Below are 24,995 nucleotides of genomic sequence, written 5' to 3' on the forward strand. Positions count from 1 at the left end.
ATGATTTCATGCTGCGCTCCTTATAAAGCCATCAGTATAGCCTCATCCTCTGCTTTTTCTGCCTCGATACAGGGAATGACCTGGCTCATAAAATGGCGGTTTACCGGGTTGCCCTGGCCGCCCGACATATCATGCTTTTTGCCTACGGCGGCGGGCAGCGCGGCGATAACGACGCCGAGGCCCGCGCCAATAATGCCGCCAAACACGCCGCCGAGTTTTGCGCCCAGCGCGCCAAGCGCCCCGACCACACCTATCGTGCCCAGCACGCCTGGCTCCTGCAGACCGGTTAACACTTCGCCTTTAACGCGGTAGGCATTGATGTTCTCTGACGTCACGCTCTTCTCAAGCACGTTGCCGCCATACTTCTCGACCGTTCCGCTGTTAAGACCCGCCGCGTTGAATGTCCAGCCAGGCTTGTTGCTGGCGCGCGAGCAGGCGGAGGCGAGCCCGCCGCCCAGCGAATGTCCGACGCAGTCGACAGGCGCGTTACTTTGCTCCAGCGCGGTGCCTATCCTGACTGCACGTTTGTAGTAAGGGTTTTCGACACCAAACGCCTGTTTGGCATTGACGCCCCAGTCCGGCCCCGACTGCGTGCCGCGGAACACGACGGAGGGCGTCATATCTTTGCCGAATACCGCTTCGTCTGGCGCGTACATCCGCGCGCGAAACTGCGGCGCGCCGTTCACCTGGAAGTCGTTAGGGGTCAGGTTATATTTTGCGAGCGCTTGCGGATCGTTAGAGATATCTTTCCAGCCTGCCGGGATCTCCGGGGTGGGTTTCGACGGATCGCGAGGCTCATACACGTAATCCGCCAGACGCGCCTTTTCCACCGCCACGTTATTCTGCTCAAGCCGCTGTGCCGCCGCCTGGGCTTTAGGGTCGCTGCTCTGTTTACCCTTCGCGATAAGCGCCTTACGCCGCTCCCAGGTCTCTTTCTTGGTGAAGTTCCCGCCACGGCCGCCGTTGGCTTTGCCGTTCATGGCGAACGTATCCTGCACGCGGTTGAGCGGATGCCCGCCGACGTTAGTGTCCGGGCTGTGTTCAATAGACCAGCAGTCGCCCTCTACCGTGCCGCTGACCACGCCTTTATTGCGCCCCGCCGCATCGCCAATGGTGGTTGGCACAAAGCTCTGGTTGTAGACAAAAGCGGGGTTGCGGCCAAAATTCACCGAATTGACGGTGCTTTTTGAAGGCTCCAGCGTGGCGGTCACCGGATAGGGCACCGGCGGCTGGATCCCTGGCGTAAAGCACATATCCGGCGCCAGGCAGACCAGTTTATATTTCCCGTTTTTACGGGCGGCAAAGTTCTCAGCCATGCGCGCCTCTTTCCTTCAGGTTTAATAACGACGGGGGTAGCGGCAAAAAGTCTGCCGATTCGCGATCGGTAAGCCGCTGACGCGCGCGTGCGACCTGCGCGTGTCGTTCTTCACGCGCGATAAAGCGCAGCTCGGTCATCACCGGCTCCATCAGCTCTGACATCACGGTGCGATAGCTGCAATGCACTTTACGCGCGGGCACATCCACCACCAGCGTATCGAGCGTCATGTCCTGCGCGACCCCGGCGCCTTTCTGCGTCATGATAAAAACAAACAGGCTTTCAACCGGCACCTGAAAGCGAATCTCCTGATCGGCTTTGTCACGCGCGGAGATGAGATATTTCAGCGTCACAGGAACCGCGCTTAAGGGCGCAGGCAGCGGAAACTGCAACAGCGGATGCGCGCCGCACCAGTAGTCAAAACGAAAGTCCTTCGGCAAAAAAGGGTGGCGGTTTTGCTTCCAGTTTTCGTCATACGTGCCGGCGTGCTCAATGCGCCCCTGCCAGCCGCGGCCATAGAAACCAAACCCGGCGGCCAGGCCCGCTTCGTCTATCTTTTTCACCGGCTGGGTAACCCACTCAATCTGCGGGGCGGGCAGCCGGTCTTTTTTCAGGTGCTTTCTGACCTCGCGCGGGTACCAGCCCATCCCGACCGTGTTTTCCTGCGCGGCGACCACCTGATCGTCCGGCAACGTATACATCCCGCCCGCCGCATATTCGTAGCGCAGCTCAAGCGTCTGCAGGGGTTCAGGATCGGTCAGCCGCCAGCCTGCCATCACGTTCCACCACTCGCGTGGCCCGTGAATACGTAACAGACGGGTCGTCTCGCCAATCTGCGCGCCAACGGTAAAGCTGCGCGCGGGTTTATCCTGCGGCGCCCAGGCGCTGGCGTTAATAACGACATCCATCCAGGGTTTATAGGGCGCCAGATCGCTTTCAAACCGGACGCTGCTGTAACCCGGCTCGCCGTAACAGATATCCTGCTCCACGAGTTCGCCCTGATCGTCGCACAGCGTCAGCGCGCCCGTGGCGATATCGAGATCGTAACTGATTCTTGCGACAACGGTGCTGAAGCCGTGATCGTTCTGGTCGAACGAATCAAACAGCATGGCCGGGAAAGCGCTGAGATTAGTGAAGTTTTCCATATCAGTTGATATTGATTTCCGTACCGTCGATGTCGATGACCTTCTCGCCGACCATCTTGATCTTATTGGCGCTAAGCGTAATGGTGCCGTTCTGTTCCAGCACAATCATCGACTCCCCGCAGACCAGCGTGATTTTATCTTCCGCTCTGAAATCCGCCGTGGTGCCCGCAGACAGGCTGAGATCTTTGCCGGAGTTCACCGAATATTTGAGCGCCACGTTATGCATCTGCATCGCGCCGACGTTAGTCATCCAGCCCGCGCCGACGTTCAGCACATACGCCGCGCCAATGTTGGTGTTTTGCGCGAGGCCAACGTTCAGCATGGAGGCGAGCGCAATGGTCTCGGTTTTGGTCTTATCGACGCGCAGCGTCTGGGCGCCGTTAACGGTCACGCTCTGGTTTTGCCCGATACGCACCTCTTCATTCTGATCGACCGTCTCGTTACGGTTGGAATGAATAGTGATGGTTTCGTTGCCATCCACCGTCTCTGTGCGGTTCTGATGCACCGTGATCGTTTCATTTTCCACGACCGTTTCCGTGCGGTTTTTCTTCACCGTCGTGGTTTCATTGGCGCCAATGGTTTTGGTGCGGTTGCTGCCTACCGAATGCGTTTCATCGTTCTCGATGTCGGTATCCATATTCTTTTCAGCATGCAGCCACACCTGCTCCTCGCCCGCCTTGTCTTCAAAGCGCAGGGCGTTGGCGTTGTCCGGCGAGCCGTCCTTCGAGCGGCTTAAAAAGCCCATCTGCGTCGCCGCCGCCGGCAGCGCCCACGGCGGCATACTCGCTTCGTTGTACACGCGCCCGGTAATCAGCGGGCGGTCCGGGTCGCCGTTGATGAAGTCCACCACCACTTCGTCGCCCACGCGCGGTATCTGCACCCCGCCAAAACCCTGGCCCGCCCACGCGCTCGACACACGCACCCAGCCGGAGCTGGTGTCGTCGCCCTTGCCGAGGCGGTCCCAGTGGAATTTCACCTTCACCCGGCCATATTTGTCGGTCCAGATGCTTTCGCCCTGCGGGCCGACCACCTTCGCCGTCTGCGGGCCGTAAGTTCTGGGCCACGGCGTCTTCTGCGACGGGCGGTACGGCACGTCCGCCGGTATCACTTCAAAGCGGATTTCGTGGAGGGTGTTGCTGTCCGGCCCGCTGGCGTAGCGGTTTTCCTCGAAGCGGTAATGCGCCACCGTGGTCAGGTACTCGCCGTTATCCCCGAAGAACGGCGCGTTGCGCAGCACAAAGGTGTGGCCCGGCGCGATGCCCAGCGCGGTGCCGGAGCCCTGGGTCTGGCGGTGCTCCACCTGCCAGCGCTCCTGGCGGATACGGGCGTAGAACTCGCCGTGACCGTGCTCCACAAAGCGGCCCGGCCAGTCGTAGACGTCAATACTCCCCGGCTGCGGCGACAGCGGGTTCTGCCGCGCCTGGAACAGCCACGCGTTCGGCTTGCGGAAGTCGTAGTCATCGAGGCTGTAGATACCCGGCGTCACGCTGTCTTCCAGCGCCCACTGGCTGATGCCCTCTTCGTCGGTTGAACCGCCTGATGGGGTGACGTGATACGGAATGGTCTCGTAGCCGGGGAACGGCTCGTACTGGCCGGGGGCGTCAGTGAGCACCAGCGTGTGGCGGTCCTGCTCGTGGCGGAAGTGGTAGGTGATGCCTTCCAGCTCCAGCAGGCGGCTGATGAAGTCCAGACTGCTCTCCTGGTACTGCACGCAGTACTCCCAGACGCGGTAGCTGCCCGACAGCCGCTCTTCCATATTCACCCGGCTTTCGCCCAGCAGCGTCTTCACTATCTGCGGCACCGTCTGGCCCTGGAAGATACGCAGGTTGCGGTCGCGATGCATCGGCCACAGGTCCGGCTCCACCGTCAGCTCGTAGGCCGCGTAGCGGGTGCCGGAAAGCTCCACGGCGGTCACCGCCACGCGGGTCACCTTGCCGTTGAGGTAGCGCGGCGTCATCAGCGCCTGGGTCGGGATGGTCACCGTCACCGGCTGGCCCAGCAGCGCGCTGCGGTCGGCGCGTGCGTCAGTGCCGAGCAGCGTCAGGGTGAACATGAACGGCTCCGACAGCGCCTCGCGCCCGGAGAGTTTCCAGAAAAGCAGCCCCTCGACCGGGAGCTGAACGGTGATTCGGTTGAGCATAACTTCAGTCCATATCGCTGAGGAATATTACAGAACGGTTATCTTTCTTGCGAATAAACGCAGTGCGGATAAGTTAAAGTCTAAGATAACCTATCGATTCATTTTCTTAAGGTTGCCTTTATTGCTTTTTCTTTTGCCAGGGCCATTTGTGATTTTCGAGCCTGACTTCAAGCACATTGCGCATCTTCAGCATATTCTGACGCGGATCGGATTTAAGACAGATTATCGGGATGCTGACACCCTTCTGAAATTTAAACAGGTCCATAGTTTCTATCGCGGTCAGGACATTATCCTGAATCATCATCTCCCCATTCGGGAGCGGATACTGGTATTTTAATGTGATGTTCACGATGCCATCCTGCGAGGGCGTGCCCGGTATCACGTTCAGGAGTTCGGCATCGATATACAGAGGGTCGTTCAGAATAGCTTTCTTCTTTTTCTCTGCCTTTTTATCTTTGATAATAATATGAATAATAATCGCCACAAACCCTGCTGGCAGGAGAAAGTGCAAACTTTTTAAGATGAGTGTTGAAATTTCCATTTAACTTCCTGTCATTGCAGATGAAACGGGGCGAGCCATATCCCGTAATAAATCAGCGCGGCGCCCAGCGAAAGCGCTGCCCTGAGTACTAATGGCGCTACCGGGCGGATATTTTTAACGGCTGACTGTATTGCCTGATAATTATCCTGATTGAAATTCTCATGAAATTTCATAATAAGAAAAAACTGCGTGTTTATGCCCACAGAAGCAAACTGCAATCCCCACAGCACAATGGCTGACAGAAGCAGGATGCATGAGTAATGTTCAGCTGCGGCAGGAGAGAAGATATTCCAGACGAGCGCCATCGCGAGAAAAACGAAAGAGACGACCTCGAAAATAATAAAAATGCCGACAAGCTTAAGACCAAAGAAAAGCCACTGCCTGCGAGTAAAGGACGTTTTACCTTTCCAGATGATATACAGCGCGCACGCCAGGAAAAAAACCAATCCCACGAAAAACATTCCATTGCCTCAAAGACATTATACTGTCACGCACTGACATTACGTGTGCGTGGCCCTGCTCAACCGTTGCGTTGCCGTAAAACGTTTAAGATGAGGAATCGGCGTCAGGTAGACATCCGAAAACGCAAGATATTCCTGCATGGCATACCCAGACGGCACTTTCTGTAACATTTTATGCCACTCAATAAGCCGGAGACATTTTGACCAGCGTTTTGTTTTTAATATCAATAGAAAAGTGCCAATCATGCCACCCTTCAAATTTTTCATTAAAAACGCACACTACTAAAACTTCCCGCATACTATTTTTAGTTAAATAATAAAAGTTAGCACCGTCTGGTGGAGAAAAAAAATGAATCTTATTTCCACATTCATCTAAGACAATTAATTTTTCAGGGAGAGGCCGAGCATTACATAGTATAATAATTTTCTGGCGATGATCATCCAGCATAGCTTGATCAAGGCCCTCTATATGTAAACTCATTTCCTTTGCATCAACAGACCAATGAATATCCGCATCATCCACTTTAAATCTTTCAATCCTTTTGTTACTCATTATATCAGGGTTTAATTGGTTTCTCGTCAATGATCTTAAATAGTTCATCCGTATCAATCAAGATGTTGTAATAATTAATGATAATATTCAATTATGATTACTTGGATCAGGAGGAGCGGTTTTAATCCCAAGAACCTCTTTTCCATAACGAATTTCTTCATCTGATTTCTTCCTTAACTTAAGAACTATTACACCTAATACCTCTGTGTTGTTTTCATCAGAATAAATTTTAAAGGAATATGATTTATTACGAATATTGATTACACATACATTTTCTTTATTGAACGCTTCAAGCGCCGAAATTAAATCTTCAAGTCCTTGAGCCTTTAACCCTGTGATTTTTGCGTTTTCTCTATGCGCCTTCATTATTCGCAATTCATGTTGCGCATTGCTTATGTATGACGAGCTTTGATAATCTTTATTGTCCTTTACAAAGGATTGGAATTTATTTGAGATCATTCCTAGCGCGTAATGGTAGAGTTTGTCATCAATCATCATAAAAACATCTCGACATCATCTTTTGAACTCTATCAAAACAAATGGGAGCCTGTAACTTTAAGAAACCAGATCTTTGATTCCTCAAAGGTTTGTTTTCAGAAATTAGTAAAACGGGGTTCACATTTCACAATCCCAAGCTAAAAATTTACAACATAAAAACCATGTATTACTCAGAACCATCAAAAAACTCGAAAGACTCTTTTGCAAGATTGTTTTTTAATCTATATTCACTTTCCCATTCGAAATAATCCTGCGGCTCCTCTGCGCTAATATTTTTATCCCAATACCTCTCACCATATACTATAGTCATTGCCCAATGATATTCAGTTTCATGGCTTCGCAAAGCTACACTCATATAATTATTTAAAGCACCACATATTATAGGCGATTGGAATACTAAACCCTCAGCCTCTTGTTTACTTTTATCAGTGTATTTAATAACCAGCCCAATAATAACAGTTACCCATGAGCGGAAATTGAAAACTATTTTATTGGCTGAAGATTCATTCTCTTCAAAAATAATTCCATCGGTAATATTTTTCTTTTCAATCATTTTTTTTACAACCCTTACTTTTGTATTTATTGAATAGTTTTGCTGCTTTACTAGTGAATACAGCTAATTGTTGGCCTATGGGCCGTGGAGAAGCACCTTTTCGCACTGCGCCTGGATTGGCGAGCATAGGTCCACTAACAGCATCATAATTATGGGTTAACGTATTTTCTCGTCCCTTCGTTACAAACTCAGCCCATTCGCTATTTGCTTTATCAAAGGTTTTTATGTTTAGTTTTTCTAACTCTGAATTTGGGATTTCGAATTCTGTTATGGATGGATGATTTCGCATATTCGCCCATTCGGTCGCCTGAGCCCTGTCGGTTGTAACGTAAAAACCCCCATGATTAGCGGGATTAAAATCTAATCCAACACGCCCTTTTGATGGATCGATATCCCCTTGTATGTCTCCAGCATGATAAAATGTTGTCTTATTCAACCCCCACGGATCCACCCATCCCAGCGCATTCGGCGCAAACTGGTACAGATTGATACCGCCCGCCAGACCAATCGGGTCGTGCTGCGTGAACCTGCCGCAGTCCGGGTCATAGTAACGAAATAAATTGTAGTGAAGCCCGGTTTCGCGATCCAGGTACTGGCCCTGCATACGCAGGTTCTGGTTATAGCCCGTCGGCAGCGGCGTCGACTCATGCGCCAGCTTGCCCCACGCGCTGTTTCGCCCTTCCCAGCGCACCCGGCCTTCCACATCGGTCAGCCGCTCCGGCGTGCCGTTCGGCTGGTTGTGGAACCAGTAAATATCCGGGGCCTGCGTGCCGTCGATGCGCGCCAGCGGCTCGTAGCTGTGCGGGTCGCTGTAAACGTAGGTGAGCGGTACCTCGTCATGGATTTCCTGTAGCAGCCGGAACCCTTCCCAGACAAAGCGCGTGGTGACCGCTTTACCGGTGGGTTGCCCCGCCAGAAACTGACGGCGGGTCTTGCTGATGCGCCGCCCCAGCGGGTCGTAGCGGAAGCTCACCTCCACCTGCGGCTTATTGCGGTCACGTGGCTGGCTGATAACGTCCGTCAGACGGTGCTCGCCGTCGTAGCGGTAGCGCCAGCGGGTCTGTCCGTTATCTTTCTCTACCGTGCGGCCATGAATGTCATAACGCCACTGGATGCCGTTAAGCTGCGTCACGCGGTTAAAGCGCACCGTCTGCGTCGCGCTGTCGTCAAGCGGATTGCCCGCCGCGTCCCACTGCCACTGTTCCTGGCCCGGCAGCGTGCCGTCCTGCGTCAGCAGACGCCCTGCGCTGTCATATTTCCAGCGGTACCAGCTGAAGGGGTTATCGTCGCGCTCCTCGCGGATGAGGTTGTTGCGATAATCATAATCCCAGCGGCGAGACCAGCGGCGCGGCGCGGGGCGTTGCGCATCGCCGGTGAAAACATCGCGCCTCGTCAGGCGGCCCAGCCGGTCATACTCGCTGCGGCTCGTGAGTAACCCCTGTGTACGGCTCAGCTCGCGGTGCAGTTCATCACGGGTAAAATCCGTGACCGGCAGGTTATCGAGCGCAATGGACAACAGATGACCGCTGCCGTAGAAGTGGTTTTTCAGCATTCGCCCGTCGGGCAGTTGCACAGAAGTACGGTTGCCGAGCGCATCGTAAGTCCAGCCCAGCGCGCCGTTTTCGCTTTGTTCGCCGATGACGCGGCCCAGGGCGTCATACTCAAAGCGCAGCTCCTGTTCCGCCTCGCGGCTCCAGACGTTTTCCGCAAGCGATGCATGCAGTGCGATACGGCTGATTAACCCTGCTGGCGTGTAGTCGTAGCGGATCTGGCCTTCCGGCGTCGTGCGTGAAAGAAGCTGCCCGGCCGCGCTCCAGGCGAAAGTATGGGTTATCGCTTCCGGATGCCCGGCGGCGAAAGTACGAGCGATGGTGCGTCCACAGGCGTCATACCCGTAGCGGGTAATCACGCCGTCTAAACTTTCTTCCTCCAGCAGCCGGGAATCCGCGCCCCAGCGGAACTGGTATGCCTCGCCCTTTTCATTTTCGAGTTCAATCAGGCGGCCGCGACTGTCCCAGCGGCGGCGCACTGTCTCCCCCTTCGGGTTAGAGGTTGAAACAAGACGCCCCGCAGCATCATAAGTAAATTCGCTGCGCTTGCCGTCAGCCCCTTCATGCGCCTCAGGCAGACCGCGCGCATTCCATAACAGGCGTTCTTCCCAGCCTTCCGGGCGTTCCAGCTGGATCGGACGCCCTGCGGCATCGTAGTGATAGCGGGTCTCTTCGCCATCCGCTGAGATAGCAGTACTTAACCAACCAAGCGGGTGATAGCGGTAACGGGTAACGCGCCCCGAACAGTCCGTCGCGCGAATGACTTGCCCCGCGTCGTTATATTCCTGGTGGCGGCTGTTACCCGCCGCATCCACCTCTTCCACGATTTGTCCACACTCGTCGCGGCGCAACAGTGTGGTTTGCCCGAGCGCATCGACGATGCGCTCCAGCCCATGGTGCTCATCGTAGTAAAAACGTGTGGCGGTACCGTCTGCCTCAGTGATAGCCGCAGGTAACGCACGATGCTCCAGCCACTGCGTGGCGCGGATGTTGCCTTCAGCATCCACCTCTTGCACCCGGTTACCCATGTCGTCATAGACGAAGGTGGTCGCGTTACCCAGTGGGTCGATACGGCGGGTCAGCAGATCGTGTTCATTCCACTCGTAACGCCAGGTTTCGCCGCGCTCATCGACAAAACGAGTGATAAGCCCCTGCTTATTCCAGTAATGCTGACGCGTCTGGCCGTCGTATTGCGTGACCGTCGTCAGCCCTGCGGTCAGATCGTAAGCGATACGGCAACCGTCGCCGGTGCTGGTGCGGTTCTCTACCACGCGCCAGTGATCGAATTTCTCCCAGCGATATTCACTCTCCAGCCCGCCGGGTAACCGGTGCCAGATCATCAGGCCAGCATCGTTATAGCGATATTCGCGCGTCGTGATGCCGGTTGCGTCGGTGACCGCCGTCAGTTGCCCGCGTCCGTCGTAACGATAAGTCACCAGCGGCCACGTTTTGTCGCCGTCAAAATGTGAGGCTGAAGTGACACGCCGTGGAAAGCGCTCATCCTCATAGCGCAGCGTGACATCAATGGCGCACGGCGCGTCGTGAATGCGCACCAGGCGGCCATGTTCATCCCAGCCAGTTTCCAGCGCATTGCCATATTCGTCGCTCAGCGACGCGAGGCGCAGTACTGAAGGGTTGCCGCGGGTGGGTTTGAACAGACGCCAGACGGCGCCATCGTCGTCGGCGATCGCCACATCGCCGTTCTCATTGCGTCGAACGATAAGCCCTTCGCTGATACTGTATAGCGCCTGGTTCAGCGGCGGCAGCGTAAAGCGCAACTCACGGCCGGTCTCGTCAAACCAGGTGGCTTCGCCATCTTCCAGCGTCAGGTAGCTGTCGAATGCCGTGGCCCAGCCAAGGCCGAACAATCCTTCGCGGGTGGTTAAGCTGTTATAGCTGCGCTGCCAGCGCAGGGGAAAACGACCAGGCAGTGAGAAGTCCAGTTCATTATTGTCGTTCAGGACCTTCACGCCGGTGGCGGCATGAACGGGGTGGAATGAGGCGAAAACCGCGTTTATCGCCATATCCGTGAGCATACCGGCGCCTGCCGACACTAAAGCGCAGGGCATATTTTTAAGAATGTTGCCGGGGCGCCCTCGAATGAGCGAAAGGGCAATCATCGCTACCGCCAGCCCTGCGGTTTTACCGCTTTTGATGTCGCGCACCGTCAGCGTTTCACCACCGATAATGACGTTTGGCGACACATCGTCCGAAATAGTGGCTTCGCAGGTGGTGCGATCTTTGGCGCGTACGGCAGGCTGACCGTTAATGAAGACGCTTTTTGACCCTTCCGCCAGGTATTGCGGGCCGGAATGTTTATCGCAAAGCACGGTATCCAGCTCCAGCGACGAGGTCCCTGGCGCGGCAGTCGCGACCGTAGGCTGCCACATCTCGCTGCCGAACTGCGCCGCTGCGGAAAGCAACATACCGCCGTAGTCGGCGAAACTGCCAGGCTTTTGCGGCTCCGGCGGCGGCGTGTCGCCTGGCGTGAGTTTGCCTGCCGCGCGAGCAGCCGGAAGTTTGTTGGTCAGCACGTTGGCAGAGCCGGTGGCGATGAAACCAGCCGGTGATGGCGGGAAAATCGCATTGCCGATCCCCGTCGCCATATTACTGATGTCATCCGTGATGCCTGCGGCATTCGCCAGGATACCACCGATAATTCCGCTCAGTGCACAGCTGGAACCTATCGCCGCCAGCCCCGCCGCCGCAGCGCCAGCACCCGCAAGCGGCGCGGCGGCCGTTGCGGCGACTGCTACCGCCGAGCCAATTGCCGCATACGCGAGACCTTCAGCTACAAGGCTTGTGATATCTGCAAAGACACTGGAGTGAATAATCTTATCGCCCTGGCGGGCTGCATGTTTGTCGCTCATGCCATGTATTCCATTATTTATGCAGCGTCAGGCTTTGTTTGATCGTATTCCAGCGTTCCACATCTTCATCAGTGAAGGGGCGCAGCGCGGAAAGGGTGAAGATTAAAAGGCGTGGAGCATCCAGCGCCTGTACAGCAAACTGCTTTTGCCAGATCTGCTGATCCTGACGTACAAACGCGGTTTCAACTTCCACCGCGCGGTGCGAAGGCTGTCCGACCAGGATACGTGCAAACTCGCTCTGTTGAATCTCACCCATTTGTGCGCGCAGCACTTCCCACTGGCGGTGGAATTCTTTTTCAAAATCGCTGTCATCCGGAATTGCGCCGCGGCTGACAATTAACGATAAGCCGCTCTCATCGTCGCGTAACATCGTCATGCTGGTGTCCTGCCAGGCGGCAGGAAAAAGGGAAAATGAACCTTCCTGAAGGGTATATTTCATGGTGGGGCCTGTAATAAGATTTTTACGCTAAATAATAATTAAGAGCGGGTTAAGAGTACCTGCGCTTAATATTCATACTTAGCCATCGTGATACGTTTCAGACACCGTGAATCCTGTTCCGGGAAACTAAAAGCCCAGGCAAGTCCGCGGTCATCTCTTGCAGTCCGGTAACCGATCATTTGTCCGACGGCATGTCCCTTCGGTATGTTAAATAGTCTAGCATCAGGGAAATGTTCTCTGACTTGCTCAAGCGTTATACAAGGCGTATCAACAATAAACGAAACCAGCGAGACCGATTTTTCACCATTGTTCCACAGACGCACATCAAGATCGCTTATCCGTGTCCCATCCATTAACGCAAAGGTGGCGGATGTGAAGCGATTGTCCGCTGTTGCCACTGTTCGGACGAGAGGCTGTTTAAGAAGCTGGCTGACATCGTCTGCTTGTTTGCCCCAAACGGATTTTAATGCTTTGACAATGCCCCATAAGGAATCTTGATTCATGTCTTTTTGTCCTGCATAAGTAAAATTAAATAATGAAGAGATTATAAAAACAACAAAGCTTGTCTTTATTATATTAATCACCATAGTGCCCTCATAAATATCAACATACTAAATGGCAGCGTCAGGGATTATTTTCCCATTTTACTATCATAAAAGGCCCCGTACTTGTCCGCATAATTTACATCTCCACCTGAAGCTATTTCACCTTTGCCATATATTTTGCCTATAGCTTGTGCTGCGCTAGTTCGAGATAAGTCACCACGGTCCATTTTGTCATAGATTGAATTATACGCTGCCAAATTTTCTTCGGAGCCTGCGATATCAATATCGATACCGCCATTAGCCAGAATTTCACGCTGAACTTTAATATTATTCAACGTTGCTCCACCTTCATCCATGAGTTGACTATTAATAAAATTTTCCCGGCTGGAGTAATCTTCAGCAACCGGATATAGCGCATGACCAGCCTCATGCGCAAGTGTTTGCACAGTATCAGTGGGTGTTTCCATATATTCTGGATCCATAACAATAAACTTGTTCGCGACATCTGTATAACATCCTCCGCCTTTTGGGCCTGGCAGGATTGACCATCCTTGGGATTTTAAAGCTTTCATCTGTGTCTGCAGCGTTGGTGATTTATTAATCTCCTTAACAACATCTTCGCTGAAAGGCATTATTTGTGAGTCGGAAGGATCGTTTTTATAGACGTAATCGCCTTTCAATGGTGGAGATGATTTAAGGGCGGGAGCAGGTTTTATGCTTGTTTTGGCTGGCGCGGTGGCTAAAGCCGGAGTAGCATTTTTTACACTTTTCTGCGGCGTAAAATGTTGTTCTACCGCAGTCTTTATATTTTCTTTATGACCCGAACCCGGCGCGGTCGTTCCTGGCTGTGTACCGGCAGTATTAAGGTGTAGCTTACCGCCTGTCGTAATATAGCCATCCCCTTCGACAAAGAAATTAAAATCTTTACCGATCAGATTAATTTTGCCGTTTGCATTGAGTTCAATGGCACTTTCACCGCAGACCAGACGCAGCTTGGTTCCTGAGGCCAGAACATATTGTTCAACAACGGCGTCCAGCTTGCCCTTTCCTGTCAGGATTTCGGTGCCGCCTTTAACCGCCTGAATCTGATTCTCTTCGACGCGATGTAATTCATTTTTACGTACATAATGGCTGCGCGCGCCGTGGACGGTATGCGACTCGTCATTTTTCACTTTGGTATCGAGATTGCGCTCGGCCTGCAGCCACACCTGCTCCTCGCCCGCCTTGTCTTCAAAGCGCAGGGCGTTGGCGTTGTCCGGCGAGCCGTCCTTCGAGCGGCTTAAAAAGCCCATCTGCGTCGCCGCCGCCGGCAGCGCCCACGGCGGCATACTCGCTTCGTTGTACACGCGCCCGGTAATCAGCGGGCGGTCCGGGTCGCCGTTGATGAAGTCCACCACCACTTCGTCGCCCACGCGCGGTATCTGCACCCCGCCGAAGCCCTGGCCCGCCCACGCGCTCGACACACGCACCCAGCTGGAACTGGTGTCGTCGCCCTTGCCGAGACGGTCCCAGTGGAACTTCACCTTCACCCGGCCATATTTGTCGGTCCAGATACTCTCGCCCTGCGGGCCGACCACCTTCGCCGTCTGCGGGCCGTAAGTTCTGGGCCACGGCGTCTTCTGCGACGGGCGGTACGGCACGTCCGCCGGTATCACTTCAAAGCGGATTTCGTGGAGGGTGTTGCTGTCCGGGCCGCTGGCGTAGCGGTTTTCCTCAAAGCGGTAATGCGCCACCGTGGTCAGGTACTCGCCGTTATCCCCGAAGAACGGGGCGTTGCGCAGCACGAAGGTGTGGCCCGGCGCGATGCCCAGCGCGGTGCCGGAGCCCTGCGTCTGGCGGTGCTCCACCTGCCAGCGCTCCTGGCGGATGCGGGCGTAGAACTCGCCGTGACCGTGCTCCACAAAGCGGCCCGGCCAGTCGTAGACGTCAATGCTCCCCGGCTGCGGCGACAGCGGGTTCTGCCGCGCCTGGAACAGCCACGCGTTCGGCTTGCGGAAGTCGTAATCATCGAGGCTGTAGATGCCCGGCGTCACGCTGTCCTCCAGCGCCCACTGGCTGATGCCCTCTTCATCTGTACTGCCGCCTGAAGGGGTCACATGGTACGGAATGGTCTCGTAGCCCGGGAACGGCTCATACTGGCCGGGGGCGTCGGTGAGGATAAGCGTATGGCGGTCCTGCTCGTGACGGAAGTGATAGGTGATGCCTTCCAGCTCCAGCAGGCGGCTGATGAAGTCGAGACTGCTCTCCTGGTACTGCACGCAGTACTCCCAGACCCGGTAGCTGCCGGAAAGACGCTCTTCCATGTTGACCCGGCTTTCGCCGAGCAGCGTTTTCACTATCTGCGGCACCGTCTGGCCCTGGAAGATACGCAGGTTACGGTCGCGATGCATCGGCCACAGGTCCGGCTCCACCGTCAGCTCATAGGCCGCGTAGCGGGTGCCGGAAAGCTCCACGGCGGTCACCGCCACGCGGGTCACCTTGCCGTTGAGGTAGCGCGGCGTCATCAGCGCCTGGGTCGGGATGGTCACCGTCACCGGCTGCCCCAGCAGCGCGCTGCGGTCGGCGCGTGCGTCAGTGCCGAGCAGCGTCAGGGTGAACATGAACGGCTCCGACAGCGCCTCGCGCCCGGAGAGTTTCCAGAAAAGCAGCCCCTCGACCGGGAGCTGAACGGTGATTCGGTTGAGCATAGTCTTCATTCCATAATGTCTTATGCGATTGCGTGTGTAGCGGCAAAGCAGAAAGGGAGAAAACCCGCGGCATCAGAAATGATATCGCCTGCATAATCAGGAATTATGCAGGCGCGTGTCAGCGGGTAAGGTCGTGCAGGAATTATTTAACCGGGGCGGGCGGCCATTTTCCGCCGTGCTCAATGAGCTTCTCTTTTATTTCAGTGAGCTTTTGATACTCGTCGCTGCCCGCTTTTGCCCGCTTCAGGAAACGCTCAAGCTGGTTGCCCATCGTCCAGCCATTATTGGCCCGGATTTCCGGGTCGGCGCCTCTTTCCAGCAGCAGTAAAACATGGTCATAAGCGTGGAAATTCAACGCCTCAAATACCAGGGAGCTGTTCAGTTCATCCGTAACGTTGATATTGGCTCCCGCATCGAGCATGGCTTTCAGCGTTTCAGTATTTTTGGCTTTAATGGTTTCAAAAATAATAGGCTCATGGGACGTTTTATCTTTCGCGTCCGGCGATAAACCGCCGTCGAGCATCGCCTTGATCCAGTCGCCGCTGTCAGCGTTGAGTACAAACTCAGCCGCGCTGCTTTGCCCCTGCGGACGCGGCTGGAGCGGATCGGCTCCGGCCTTAACCAGCACGGTAATGATCGTTAACTGGTCAGGTGTTTTTTTATCATTTAAGGCATTTCCCAGCGCCCAGAATAACGGTGTCATGTCCTGCTGGCCGGGTTTATTCAGGTCGGTTTCCGGCGCGAGTTTTTCGACGTCTTCAACCTTGCCGTCTTCGATAGCTTTAGCAAGCGTCAGTTGCTGGCCGCTGAAGTAGTCCTGCGGATTTAAATCCATATCTTGCTTACACCCCTGAATCATGAAGGTAAAACACAGCGCGAGGCAGCCCCAAAAGAGATTTTTCACAGGCGGCTCCCGATGATGGCAATGTCTTCGTCTTTTTGCTGCTCGATACAGTTAATCGCCTGCCCGATGCCATGGCGATCAAGCGCGCTTCCCGTGCCGCCGGGCAGATCGTGTGGAATCCCCGCAGCATTGGGGCTGAGCGCAGAAACGCCTTCTTTAAGCAGGGTCGGCACGGGAAGGCCTTTCATCGACTTAAGGTCTTCCCAGACATTCACTTCCTGCGCTTTCGTCAGCAACTCGCCCTCAACGCGGTAGGCCTGGATATCATCTGTTTTACCCAGAACAGTGCCGCCATATTTTTCCACGGTGTCGCTGTTGAGACCGGCGGCGTTGAAGGTCCAGCCCGGTTTACCGCTGGCCATGGAGGTGGCGGAAGCCAGGCCGCCGCCCAGTGAGTGACCCGCGATATCCACGTTCTGGCCCGACATCGCCAGCTTATCGCCAATAGACACCGCATTCTGGTAATAGGTGGAATTCTTGCCCATCCCTTGTGCGAAGTTGTTCGACCAGTCAGCCCCGTTTTTCACCGGCGCCAGCTCGCCTTTGTTCCACAGCGAAGAGAGGTTATCTCCTATCGAGGCAAACTCTGGCTCCCTTGAGCCCCTGAAGACCACCGTCGGGTTCATATCATTGCCAAAGACGGCCTGGTCAGGCTGGTAAACGCGCGCCAGAAAATTGGGCGAGGCGGGGTCGTCATACAGCATATTGCTTTTCAGGCCGAGCTTATTCAGGGCCGCGCTGTCATTACTGATATCCTTCCAGCCCTCCGGCACGCCGGGTGTGGTTTCCAGCGGGTTAACCGTCTTGTAGACGTTTTCCGCAAGCTTGGCTTTTTCGACGGCGATATTGTTCTCCGCCAGACGCTTCGCGGCGATCTGCGCATCGGGGTAGATACTACCGCTGCCCTTGCTGATGAGATCTTTACGCGCCTGCCAGCGTTCCGCCTTGGTCATCGCTTTAAGCTGCGCGGCGGTCTGCTTCATATCTTTGCCCGGCGTCGCCAGCTCAGGGCCCGCTGCGGCTTTTGATTTCACGACCTGGGCTGGTCTGACGGTCGGCGGCGGAAGCGTCCGATAGACACGCACCATCGCGCCATAGCGAACGATAATGCTACCTAACGGAAACATCAGGGACCGGGGCGCGTGGGTCGGCTCCAGTTCGCCTTTCTTATTAATGTAGTAAAGCTCGGTGGTGGGCGACCAGGGCCGCGAGCTTTCATCAATCGCCACCAGGTTGCCATGCCAGAATTCATCGGCAATCAGCTTGCGTAAGTCACGCCCGGACTGATACGGGTTCGCACGGGTCGAAGGCTGAAACTGATCGTAACGCGTAAACAGCGTGCGCACGGTGTTATCCGGCACAGACATTATCCACTGCGCGGCGATGTCAGGACGCATAATCCTTTCAAACTGCGCAGGCGGAACGTTCTCGCGGAAAATAGAGACAATTTTGATGTGGTACATACGCTTTGTCCTGTAGCGGGTATTCGCCTGCCGGCATTTTATGAAGCACAAGCCGGAATCAGGACGGGAGGCGCCGTGGGGTGGCAACGGGCAATCCGCCGCCGGTAACGCCTCCCGGTATCCTTACGGGTTTACAAGCCAGGTGCCCGGACGGGAGACATTGATGGTCTGACTGCGGGACTGGCCGCGACCTTTAATGATGAGCTCATAATTGCCGGTCGGCAGTTGCAGCGAGGCGAAGCCGTTCTCGGCAGGCGTCACGGTCTGCGTTTTGCCGTTAAGCGACAACTGCTCGCCCTCGCCCATGCGCACGTAAATCTGCGCCACCAGCGCGCCCTGTACCGGCGCGTTTTGCTCCGGCGCGGCGTCCTGCGTCGTCGTGGTCGCCGGCGCGGTCGTGGTGTTCTGCACCGGCGGCTGCGCAGGCGCTTGTTCACGCGGCGCGCTGTCGTTGCTGGCGGTGTCCGACGCAGAGTTATCGTCGCCGCCGCTAAACAACAATCCGCCCGCAACCAGGCCCACCAGCACGCCCGCGGCAATCAGCCCCGGCACTTTGTAACGGCGCCAGCCCGTCGCGGCGGCAGGTGTGGTCTCTTCTTCTTCCACCGGCACCAGCATGGTGCCCGGCTTTTTCACGCTCATGACGTCATCGAGCCCGGCGACCGGCATTTCAATCAGCGCGGCGAATTCATCGATCGACTGCGGACGGTCTTCCATTTTCAGCGCCAGCGCGCGGTCGATGGCCTGTAACAGCGGCAGCGAATAGCCTTCCGGGCGCAGCTCGGCGAGCGGACGGTAGCTGTCGGCGATGCTGCGCACCACGCTCACCGGCGGCGGCGAGCCCATAATCAGCGTATGCAGCACTGCGCCCAGCGCGTAGATATCGGTCCACGGGCCCTGCTCGCTTTCGTTGTCGTCGGTGTACTGCTCAATCGGCGCAAAGCCCGGACGCAGCATGGTTTCCGTCTCATCGGAGACGTTGCCGATACTGCGGCGCGCGGAGCCGAAATCCAGCAGCACCGGCAGACCGTTATCCTGGATCTGGATGTTATCCAGCGAGATATCGCGGTGCAGGTAACCTTCGTCATGAATCGTTTTGATGGCCCCGAACAGCATCGGCAGCGTGCGGCGGATCCACGCCTCGTTGATCATCTCCGGGTGCTGTTTGCTCAGGCGCGACAGCGTAGTGCCGCTGTAAAACACCGTGCCCATGTAGGCGGTATCGTTTTGCACCCAGAAGCGCAGCACATGCAGCAGGTTCGGGTGGTTGAAGCGCGCCAGCAGGCGCGCCTCCTGGATAAAGCTGTTCAGGCCCGCGGTAAACGCTTTGCTGAAGCGGTCGCTGCGCAACACCAGGCGCATGTCGTCATTACGCACCGCCAGCGACGACGGCATAAACTCTTTAATCGCAATGGTACGCTCAAGCTGATGGTCCCAGGCGCGATAGACAATGCCGAAACCGCCACCACCAATCACTTCCTTAATTTCAAACTCATTGAAACGGTAACCAATCGGCAGGGCGTTGGGTACAGTCCGGTTGTTTTCGTAATCCGTCATGTTTGGAAAACTCTCTGCTTGATGATGGCGTTACGCCGCAAACTGACACTGAAACTCACCCTGCTCGAACGTCACGCGCAGACGGCGATATTTCTCGTCCTGCGCGCTGGCGGTGAGCAGTATCTGGCTCATCTGCGGCAGCAGGGTGTTGGTAAGAATCGCATCGACCATACGGCCGCCGGATTCCACCTCGGTGCAACGCGCCACAATCTGGGTAATTACGCTGTCGTCGAATTCGGAAATAATACCGTGATTTTCCTCAAGACGACGCTGGATCCGCTTAAGCTGCAATTTCACAATTTCGGCCAGCATCGCGTCGCTTAACGGATAATACGGCACAACCAGCAATCGGCCCAGCAATGCTGGCGGAAAAACCTGCAAAAGCGGCTGACGCAGCGCGCCGCTGAGCGCCTCCGGCTCCGGCATCAGGTCCGGGTCGGCGCACATGGCGCTGATAAGATCGGTGCCGACGTTAGACGTCAGGATGATAATCGTGTTGCGGAAATCGATATGACGCCCTTCGCCATCTTCCATCCAGCCTTTATCGAACACCTGGAAGAAAATCTCATGTACGTCCGGGTGCGCTTTTTCAATCTCATCGAGCAGCACGACGCTGTAAGGACGACGACGCACCGCTTCGGTCAGCACGCCGCCTTCGCCGTAGCCCACGTAGCCCGGAGGCGCGCCTTTCAGCGTGGAGACCGTATGCGCCTCCTGGAATTCGCTCATGTTGATGGTGATAACGTTCTGCTCGCCGCCGTACAGCGACTCGGCGAGCGCCAGCGCGGTTTCGGTTTTACCGACGCCGGACGGGCCGCAGAGCATAAAGACGCCCACCGGCTTGTTCGGGTCGTCGAGGCGCGCGCGGGAGGTACGCACGCGTTTGGCGATAAGCTCAAGCCCGTGACGCTGGCCGATAACGCGCTGGTTCAGCGTGTCGGCAAGCTTCAGCACCGCGTCGATTTCGTTTTTCACCATGCGGCCCAGCGGGATGCCGGTCCAGTCGGAGACCACCGCCGCGACGACGTTCGCGTCCACCGCGGCGAACAACAGCGGCGCGTCGCCCTGCACGGCGGCCAGCGCTTTCTGGCGCTCCGCCAGCGTTTCACGCAGCGCAGGCTGGGCTTCTTCATCAGCCATATGCAGCTCGGCGCGCAGAGCGATAATCGCATCCACCAGCGCGCGTTCTTCTTCCCAGCGGGCGGTCAGGGCGTCGCGTTCGGCTTCCAGCGCTTCACGCTCGGCATTCAGACGCGCCACGCGCTCGCCGTCGCCCACCGCCACGCGCGCTTCGCGCTCGGCGATTTCCGCTTCGACGTCCAGCGCCGCGATGCGGTGCAGGCAATCTTCTAACTGCGGCGGCGGCGCGCTCTGGCTGACAGCGACGCGCGCGCAGGCGGTATCCAGCAGCGCGACGGCTTTATCCGGCAACTGGCGCGCCGGAATGTAGCGGTGCGACAGTTTCACCGCCGCGCTGACCGCTTCATCCAGCAGCAGCACGCGGTGATGTTTCTCCAGCGGCGAAACGGTGCTGCGCAGCATCAGCACGGCTTTTTCTTCATCCGGCTCATGTACCTGCACGGTCTGGAAGCGGCGCGTCAGGGCCGGATCTTTCTCGATGTATTTTTTATATTCCGCCCAGGTGGTGGCGCCGATGGTACGCAGCTGACCGCGCGCCAGCGCCGGTTTCAGCAGGTTGGCGGCATCGCCGGTGCCCTGCTGGCCGCCCGCGCCGATAAGCGTATGGATTTCGTCGATAAACAGCACAATCGGCGTGGCGCTGGACTGCACTTCATTGATAAGCCCCTGCAGACGCGCTTCGAACTCGCCTTTCATGCCCGCGCCCGCCTGCAACATGCCGATATCGAGCAGCCACAGCTGCACGTTTTGCAGCGGCTCCGGGACATCGCCTGCGGCGATACGGTGCGCCAGGCCTTCCACGACCGCGGTTTTACCCACGCCCGCTTCACCGGTCAGTAGCGGGTTGTTCTGACGGCGGCGCATCAGAATATCCACCATCTGGCGGATCTCTTCATCGCGCCCGACCACCGGATCGATTTTGCCTTCACGCGCACGCGCGGTGAGATCCTGGCCGTACTGCGCGAGCGTGCCCTGCTGCACCGGCGCGTTACCGGCGGCGTCCGGCGCGGCGGCGACCGCCTGCTGGGCCTCTTTGCTGCCCGCGAAAATCGCATCGAACTGCTCGACCAGCAGGTCGGCGCTGATGCGGTTGAACTGGCTGGAGATGCCTTTCAGCACGTTCGCCAGGTTAAAGGTTTTCAGAATGCCGATCAGCAGATGGCCGCCGCGAATGCGCGTCACGCCGAATTTCAGCGAGCCGTACACCCAGGCGCGCTCCACCGCGCTGTCGATATGCTCCGAGAGATCGGAAACGGAACTTGCGCCGCGCGGCAGGCGATCCAGCGCCGCCACGATATCCCGGCTCAGCGCCTCTTCATCCAGTGAAAAATGGCGGATCAGATGTTGTAAATCCCCGTCCTGCTGCTGCATCAGCTGATGCAGCCAGTGCGCCAGCTCCACATACGGGTTGCCGCGCAGCTTGCAGAAGGAGGTGGCGCTTTCCAGCGAGGTAAACAACAGCGTATCCAGTTTGCCGAACAGTACGGCACGGCTGATTTCTGACATGATCGGTTCCGTTTGAAGATGATGAAGTGTGTGTCAGATAACGATGCCCCTCCCCGGCCGTTTCCTGCCAGGGAACGGCGGAAGACGGGGCAGGCATGAATTCTGGTGTTTGATGTAATTTACGCCCGGTTTTTTTCAGAAAATCGCGGGCGGGCATGACAATAAATTGGTTATTCCTCGCCCGTTCATTTCGTAAAGCATACGGGGCGAAGCATGTTAACTTTCCGCGCGAAAAACCAGATCGCCGCGCGGTTGCGGGGTGGGCTGCTTCCCAAGCCAGGCGCTGTAGCCCAGACGGCCCGTGCCGCCAGGCGTGACGCCTTTCACCGCATCGGCGCGCAGAATGACGCGCACCTCCCACTCATACTCAATGCCCATATACTGACGCACCCAGTCGCGCAGCTCCTCAACCCACGGCTCGCCGGGCAGAAAACGCTGATAGGTCTCTTCATCCAGCGGCCCGAGTTCAATGCGAAATTTATGCTGTACGTCGCGCACCGCCACGCCGAGAAACGCGGCGTTGCCCAAGCGCGGTATCCGGCGGCCCGCGCCGAGACGCGCTTTCTCACGCTCGGTTAACGGCATCCACTGCGGGATGTTCTGCACAATCGTCACCGGCACGCGGAAATAGTGGCGCAGGATTTTTTCGAGCCCTTCGGCGTCGCGCCCGTTGCGGGTCAGATGGCCGACCAGCGAATAGCGCGCGTGGTGGCTCAGGCTGCCCTTTTCCATCTGCCCCGGCTGGCCCATGCCGATAAGGGCGGCGAGGTATTTTTCAATGCGCGGCCCGTCGGCGCGGTCGAGCGACGCGGTCGGCTGGGCATCGGCCCAGGCGCGGTAGAACAGCAGCGTCAGGCGGTGATGAAACAGATCCGCGAACGCGCTCAGGCTGTCATCCTGATGATGATACAGACGCTCGCGCGCATATTCGGTCAGGTGCATCGGCAGCGGGCCGTTCGGGCCAAACAGGCCGAAGCTTAAAATCGACACATCGTGCAGCGGCGTGTTGTCGCGCGGTTTCACCGCGGCAAGCGTCGACGGCGCAAAGGCCATCGACGGCTGCTGGCCGATGCGCAGCGGCTCAAAGCGCGGCAGCGGCGCGCGGCCTAAACGGTAGCGTTCGCCGCCCTGCGCGTCGAGACGGCGCAGCATCTGGAACAGATCGTAGCGCCACGGCGCGGCCATCATCTGTTGCCAGTAGTTTTCCGGCAGCCGGGACGCGCTTTTTACCGGCGCGTTCTGTGGCAGCGTCTCACTCATATCAGCGCCCTTTTACCCATCCGCGGGCCCCAGTAACCCACTTCGCCGCGCTGCTGGCTCTTGAGGGTGAACTCGGTGAAGCTGTTCATCGAGACCAGGCGTGCGAAGACGCGCTCCAGAACGCTGCCAAGCAGCCACGGGCTGGAGCCGGAAAACGCCTGTTCGTCGACGGTCATCGAAATCCCGACGCCGCGGGCGAAGACAATCGGGCCTGGCTCCGGCACGCGGCGATGCACCGGCTCCAGCACGCAGTGGCGAATGCCGTCAATCTGGCGCGCCACCGGCGCTTCCGCCAGGCGCGCGTAGAGGCCGAGCAGCTGACGCAGCGCGGCGGCGCCTTCGCCATCTTCGGCGTCCATCAGGCTTAAATAGTTCATTTGCAGCTGGCTGATAAGCCGCCAGGTGCTGAATCCTTCGGCCAGCGCCGGACGCGGCGGCGTCGGCCCTTTGCGCATGGTAAGCGCGCGCACCGGCATGGAATCCGGCAGCACGAACTGGCCCATATCCTGCGCCAGCATCAGCGGCAGATCGCGGCTGGTACACATCACTTCGGCGGTGATATAGCGCAGCTCGTCGCGCCAGGGCGCGTGGGTTGCATCCACCAGCGACACAAACGCCTCGGAGCCGATATACCCCGTACGCGTGCCGTAGCGCAGCGCGTGTTCCGAGAGCGCGCGCTGTTCGCGGCGCATCGAGAAATACGCGCCGTAGTTGCCGCCGTCGCGGCTCCAGGTGCTCCAGAACGGGCGGAAAATCTGATCGTCGCGCTGGCCGTCTTCGCTGGCGTAAATTTTACTGACCGAGAAAATCTCGTAATCGAGTGGGCGAATGTTATCCACCACCAGGTGGTATTCGCTTAAGCCCTCGGTGAGCTTCTGGCGCTCGGCGATTTTCGGGAACAAATTGATGACCGGCGTGCAGTGCATCGCGAGGTGGCTTTTATCCACCACGCGCTCCAGCGGCGTGTCGGTTTTATCGAGCAGGATGATGATATCGAACGCGTTCGCCTGCCCGCTCTGCGCCAGCAGCTTGCTGATGCCGCGCAGGCTTAAGAACTGGAAGCGCGCCGGGAACGCGAAATATTCCTGCAACAGGCGGTAGCCGTCGAAATTACGCAGATCGTCCGGCAGCAATGCCTGGTCGGCCTCAAAGCCTTCCTGACGCAGCGCGTCATCGTCGAGCACCACGCGTGACGGTTTCGGGCCGACGGTCTGACAGAAGATGCCGACGCGGTGCTCCATCAGGAGCTCCAGCAGTTGCAGCGCCTGGATATCCGGCCCGCTCAGGAAGAAATCAAGGCGGTCGAAATCGAGATGGTTGAGCAGCACCGGGCCGTCGCACGCGATGCGCACGCGCAGGGCGCTGACCGCGCCGCGCTGGCTTAAGCCGAGCTGGCTTAACGGCGCGTCGGCCGGTACGCCGCCTAATTCCACCAGGCTGATATGCAGCGGCAGCAGGCGAACGTCATGGGCGGTAGCGTAGCTACAGGTGACGCCGTTCTTTTTCAGAAGCTGGCTGTCCATCATCGTGCCGCGCGGCACCACGAACCCGTTGCTTAAATCCCCTTTGGCGCTGTCCGGGTGCAGTTCGGCAATCGCCATTGACGGCGTCGGCGCCAGATAATTCGGCGCGAGCATCTCCAGCAGGCGCTGGGAGAAGCGCGGAAACTCGGCGTCCATTTTGAGCTGCACGCGGGAGGTGAGAAAGGCGAAGCCTTCCATCAGGCGCTCGATGTACGGGTCCGCGATTTCAATGCCGCGCATACCGAGCCTGCCCGCCACTTTCGGGTAGCGTTCGGCGAATTCCGCGCCCATTTCGCGCAGATACGCCAGCTCTCGGTTGTAGTATTCGAGCAGTTTACTGTCCAT

General features: G+C 57.1%; 18 protein-coding genes. All 18 read right to left on the reverse strand.

The genetic code is table 11. The features are described 5' to 3' along the window. Positions 1–20: 20 nt before the first annotated feature. On the reverse strand, positions 21–1,316 hold the full coding sequence (locus AB8W27_RS20285; protein ID WP_012814784.1) for a PAAR-like domain-containing protein: 1,296 nt from the start codon (positions 1,314–1,316) through the stop codon (positions 21–23). After that, positions 1,309–2,460, reverse strand: a complete 1,152-nt coding sequence (locus AB8W27_RS20290; RefSeq protein ID WP_012814783.1) for a DUF2169 domain-containing protein — start codon at positions 2,458–2,460, stop codon at positions 1,309–1,311. The genes AB8W27_RS20285 and AB8W27_RS20290 overlap by 8 nt, the downstream gene beginning before the upstream one ends. Position 2,461: 1 nt before the next feature. Next, positions 2,462–4,600: a type VI secretion system tip protein TssI/VgrG gene (locus AB8W27_RS20295; protein WP_041923046.1), complete on the reverse strand. Its 2,139-nt coding sequence runs from the start codon at positions 4,598–4,600 to the stop codon at positions 2,462–2,464. A 118-nt stretch (positions 4,601–4,718) separates the two neighbouring features. Further along, on the reverse strand, positions 4,719–5,141 hold the full coding sequence (locus AB8W27_RS20300; protein ID WP_007766007.1) for a hypothetical protein: 423 nt from the start codon (positions 5,139–5,141) through the stop codon (positions 4,719–4,721). An 11-nt stretch (positions 5,142–5,152) separates the two neighbouring features. Further along, entirely contained in the window at positions 5,153–5,602 is a 450-nt protein-coding gene (locus AB8W27_RS20305; RefSeq protein WP_012814781.1) for a hypothetical protein, read from the reverse strand. A gap of 181 nt (positions 5,603–5,783) precedes the next feature. Next, positions 5,784–6,125, reverse strand: coding sequence for a hypothetical protein (locus AB8W27_RS20310; RefSeq protein WP_282913979.1), 342 nt, complete (start codon positions 6,123–6,125; stop codon positions 5,784–5,786). A 117-nt stretch (positions 6,126–6,242) separates the two neighbouring features. Then, on the reverse strand, positions 6,243–6,653 hold the full coding sequence (locus AB8W27_RS20315) for a hypothetical protein (RefSeq protein WP_071820256.1): 411 nt from the start codon (positions 6,651–6,653) through the stop codon (positions 6,243–6,245). Between the two features lie 166 nt (positions 6,654–6,819). Then, on the reverse strand, positions 6,820–7,206 hold the full coding sequence (locus AB8W27_RS20320) for a hypothetical protein (protein WP_012814778.1): 387 nt from the start codon (positions 7,204–7,206) through the stop codon (positions 6,820–6,822). Next, positions 7,199–11,626 (reverse strand): RHS repeat-associated core domain-containing protein, encoded by a 4,428-nt coding sequence (locus tag AB8W27_RS20325; protein WP_081469629.1) that lies wholly within the window; start codon positions 11,624–11,626, stop codon positions 7,199–7,201. The genes AB8W27_RS20320 and AB8W27_RS20325 overlap by 8 nt, the downstream gene beginning before the upstream one ends. A gap of 13 nt (positions 11,627–11,639) precedes the next feature. Then, the gene (locus AB8W27_RS20330) at positions 11,640–12,065 is read right to left on the reverse strand and encodes a DcrB-related protein (protein ID WP_012814776.1); all 426 of its coding nucleotides are present in this window, start codon (positions 12,063–12,065) and stop codon (positions 11,640–11,642) included. Positions 12,066–12,130: 65 nt separating this feature from the next. Beyond that, positions 12,131–12,652, reverse strand: coding sequence for a hypothetical protein (locus AB8W27_RS20335; RefSeq protein WP_041923045.1), 522 nt, complete (start codon positions 12,650–12,652; stop codon positions 12,131–12,133). 44 nt (positions 12,653–12,696) lie between these two features. Continuing rightward, a complete protein-coding gene (locus AB8W27_RS20340; RefSeq protein ID WP_041923044.1) occupies positions 12,697–15,297 on the reverse strand; it encodes a type VI secretion system Vgr family protein in 2,601 nt (866 codons plus the stop codon). Positions 15,298–15,439: 142 nt separating this feature from the next. After that, complete coding sequence (locus tag AB8W27_RS20345) at positions 15,440–16,201, reverse strand: ankyrin repeat domain-containing protein (RefSeq protein ID WP_041923043.1); 762 nt, start codon at positions 16,199–16,201, stop codon at positions 15,440–15,442. Next, the gene (locus tag AB8W27_RS20350; RefSeq protein ID WP_041923042.1) at positions 16,198–17,664 is read right to left on the reverse strand and encodes a hypothetical protein; all 1,467 of its coding nucleotides are present in this window, start codon (positions 17,662–17,664) and stop codon (positions 16,198–16,200) included. Before AB8W27_RS20350 ends, AB8W27_RS20345 begins: the two co-directional genes overlap by 4 nt. Positions 17,665–17,787: 123 nt before the next feature. Then, on the reverse strand, positions 17,788–19,221 hold the full coding sequence (locus AB8W27_RS20355) for a serine/threonine-protein kinase (RefSeq protein WP_012814771.1): 1,434 nt from the start codon (positions 19,219–19,221) through the stop codon (positions 17,788–17,790). A 30-nt stretch (positions 19,222–19,251) separates the two neighbouring features. Further along, complete coding sequence (gene tssH / locus AB8W27_RS20360) at positions 19,252–21,867, reverse strand: type VI secretion system ATPase TssH (protein WP_012814770.1); 2,616 nt, start codon at positions 21,865–21,867, stop codon at positions 19,252–19,254. A gap of 216 nt (positions 21,868–22,083) precedes the next feature. Next, positions 22,084–23,127, reverse strand: coding sequence for a type VI secretion system baseplate subunit TssG (gene tssG / locus AB8W27_RS20365; RefSeq protein ID WP_012814769.1), 1,044 nt, complete (start codon positions 23,125–23,127; stop codon positions 22,084–22,086). Continuing rightward, positions 23,124–24,995: a type VI secretion system baseplate subunit TssF gene (gene tssF / locus AB8W27_RS20370; protein WP_012814768.1), complete on the reverse strand. Its 1,872-nt coding sequence runs from the start codon at positions 24,993–24,995 to the stop codon at positions 23,124–23,126. Before tssF ends, tssG begins: the two co-directional genes overlap by 4 nt.

This window comes from Cronobacter turicensis (assembly GCF_041222865.1).
Classification (GTDB): domain Bacteria; phylum Pseudomonadota; class Gammaproteobacteria; order Enterobacterales; family Enterobacteriaceae; genus Cronobacter; species Cronobacter turicensis.

Excerpts from the sequence above, each read along its gene's own strand:
- AB8W27_RS20285 (WP_012814784.1), bottom strand. The coding sequence starts at position 1,316 with ATGGCTGAGAACTTTGCCGCCCGTAAAAACGGGAAATATAAACTGGTC.
- AB8W27_RS20290 (WP_012814783.1), bottom strand. The coding sequence starts at position 2,460 with ATGGAAAACTTCACTAATCTCAGCGCTTTCCCGGCCATGCTGTTTGAT.
- AB8W27_RS20295 (WP_041923046.1), bottom strand. The coding sequence starts at position 4,600 with ATGCTCAACCGAATCACCGTTCAGCTCCCGGTCGAGGGGCTGCTTTTC.
- AB8W27_RS20300 (WP_007766007.1), bottom strand. The coding sequence starts at position 5,141 with ATGGAAATTTCAACACTCATCTTAAAAAGTTTGCACTTTCTCCTGCCA.
- AB8W27_RS20305 (WP_012814781.1), bottom strand. The coding sequence starts at position 5,602 with ATGTTTTTCGTGGGATTGGTTTTTTTCCTGGCGTGCGCGCTGTATATC.
- AB8W27_RS20315 (WP_071820256.1), bottom strand. The coding sequence starts at position 6,653 with ATGATGATTGATGACAAACTCTACCATTACGCGCTAGGAATGATCTCA.
- AB8W27_RS20320 (WP_012814778.1), bottom strand. The coding sequence starts at position 7,206 with ATGATTGAAAAGAAAAATATTACCGATGGAATTATTTTTGAAGAGAAT.
- AB8W27_RS20325 (WP_081469629.1), bottom strand. The coding sequence starts at position 11,626 with ATGAGCGACAAACATGCAGCCCGCCAGGGCGATAAGATTATTCACTCC.
- AB8W27_RS20330 (WP_012814776.1), bottom strand. The coding sequence starts at position 12,065 with ATGAAATATACCCTTCAGGAAGGTTCATTTTCCCTTTTTCCTGCCGCC.
- AB8W27_RS20335 (WP_041923045.1), bottom strand. The coding sequence starts at position 12,652 with ATGGTGATTAATATAATAAAGACAAGCTTTGTTGTTTTTATAATCTCT.
- AB8W27_RS20340 (WP_041923044.1), bottom strand. The coding sequence starts at position 15,297 with ATGCTCAACCGAATCACCGTTCAGCTCCCGGTCGAGGGGCTGCTTTTC.
- AB8W27_RS20350 (WP_041923042.1), bottom strand. The coding sequence starts at position 17,664 with ATGTACCACATCAAAATTGTCTCTATTTTCCGCGAGAACGTTCCGCCT.
- AB8W27_RS20355 (WP_012814771.1), bottom strand. The coding sequence starts at position 19,221 with ATGACGGATTACGAAAACAACCGGACTGTACCCAACGCCCTGCCGATT.
- tssH (WP_012814770.1), bottom strand. The coding sequence starts at position 21,867 with ATGTCAGAAATCAGCCGTGCCGTACTGTTCGGCAAACTGGATACGCTG.
- tssG (WP_012814769.1), bottom strand. The coding sequence starts at position 23,127 with ATGAGTGAGACGCTGCCACAGAACGCGCCGGTAAAAAGCGCGTCCCGG.
- tssF (WP_012814768.1), bottom strand. The coding sequence starts at position 24,995 with ATGGACAGTAAACTGCTCGAATACTACAACCGAGAGCTGGCGTATCTG.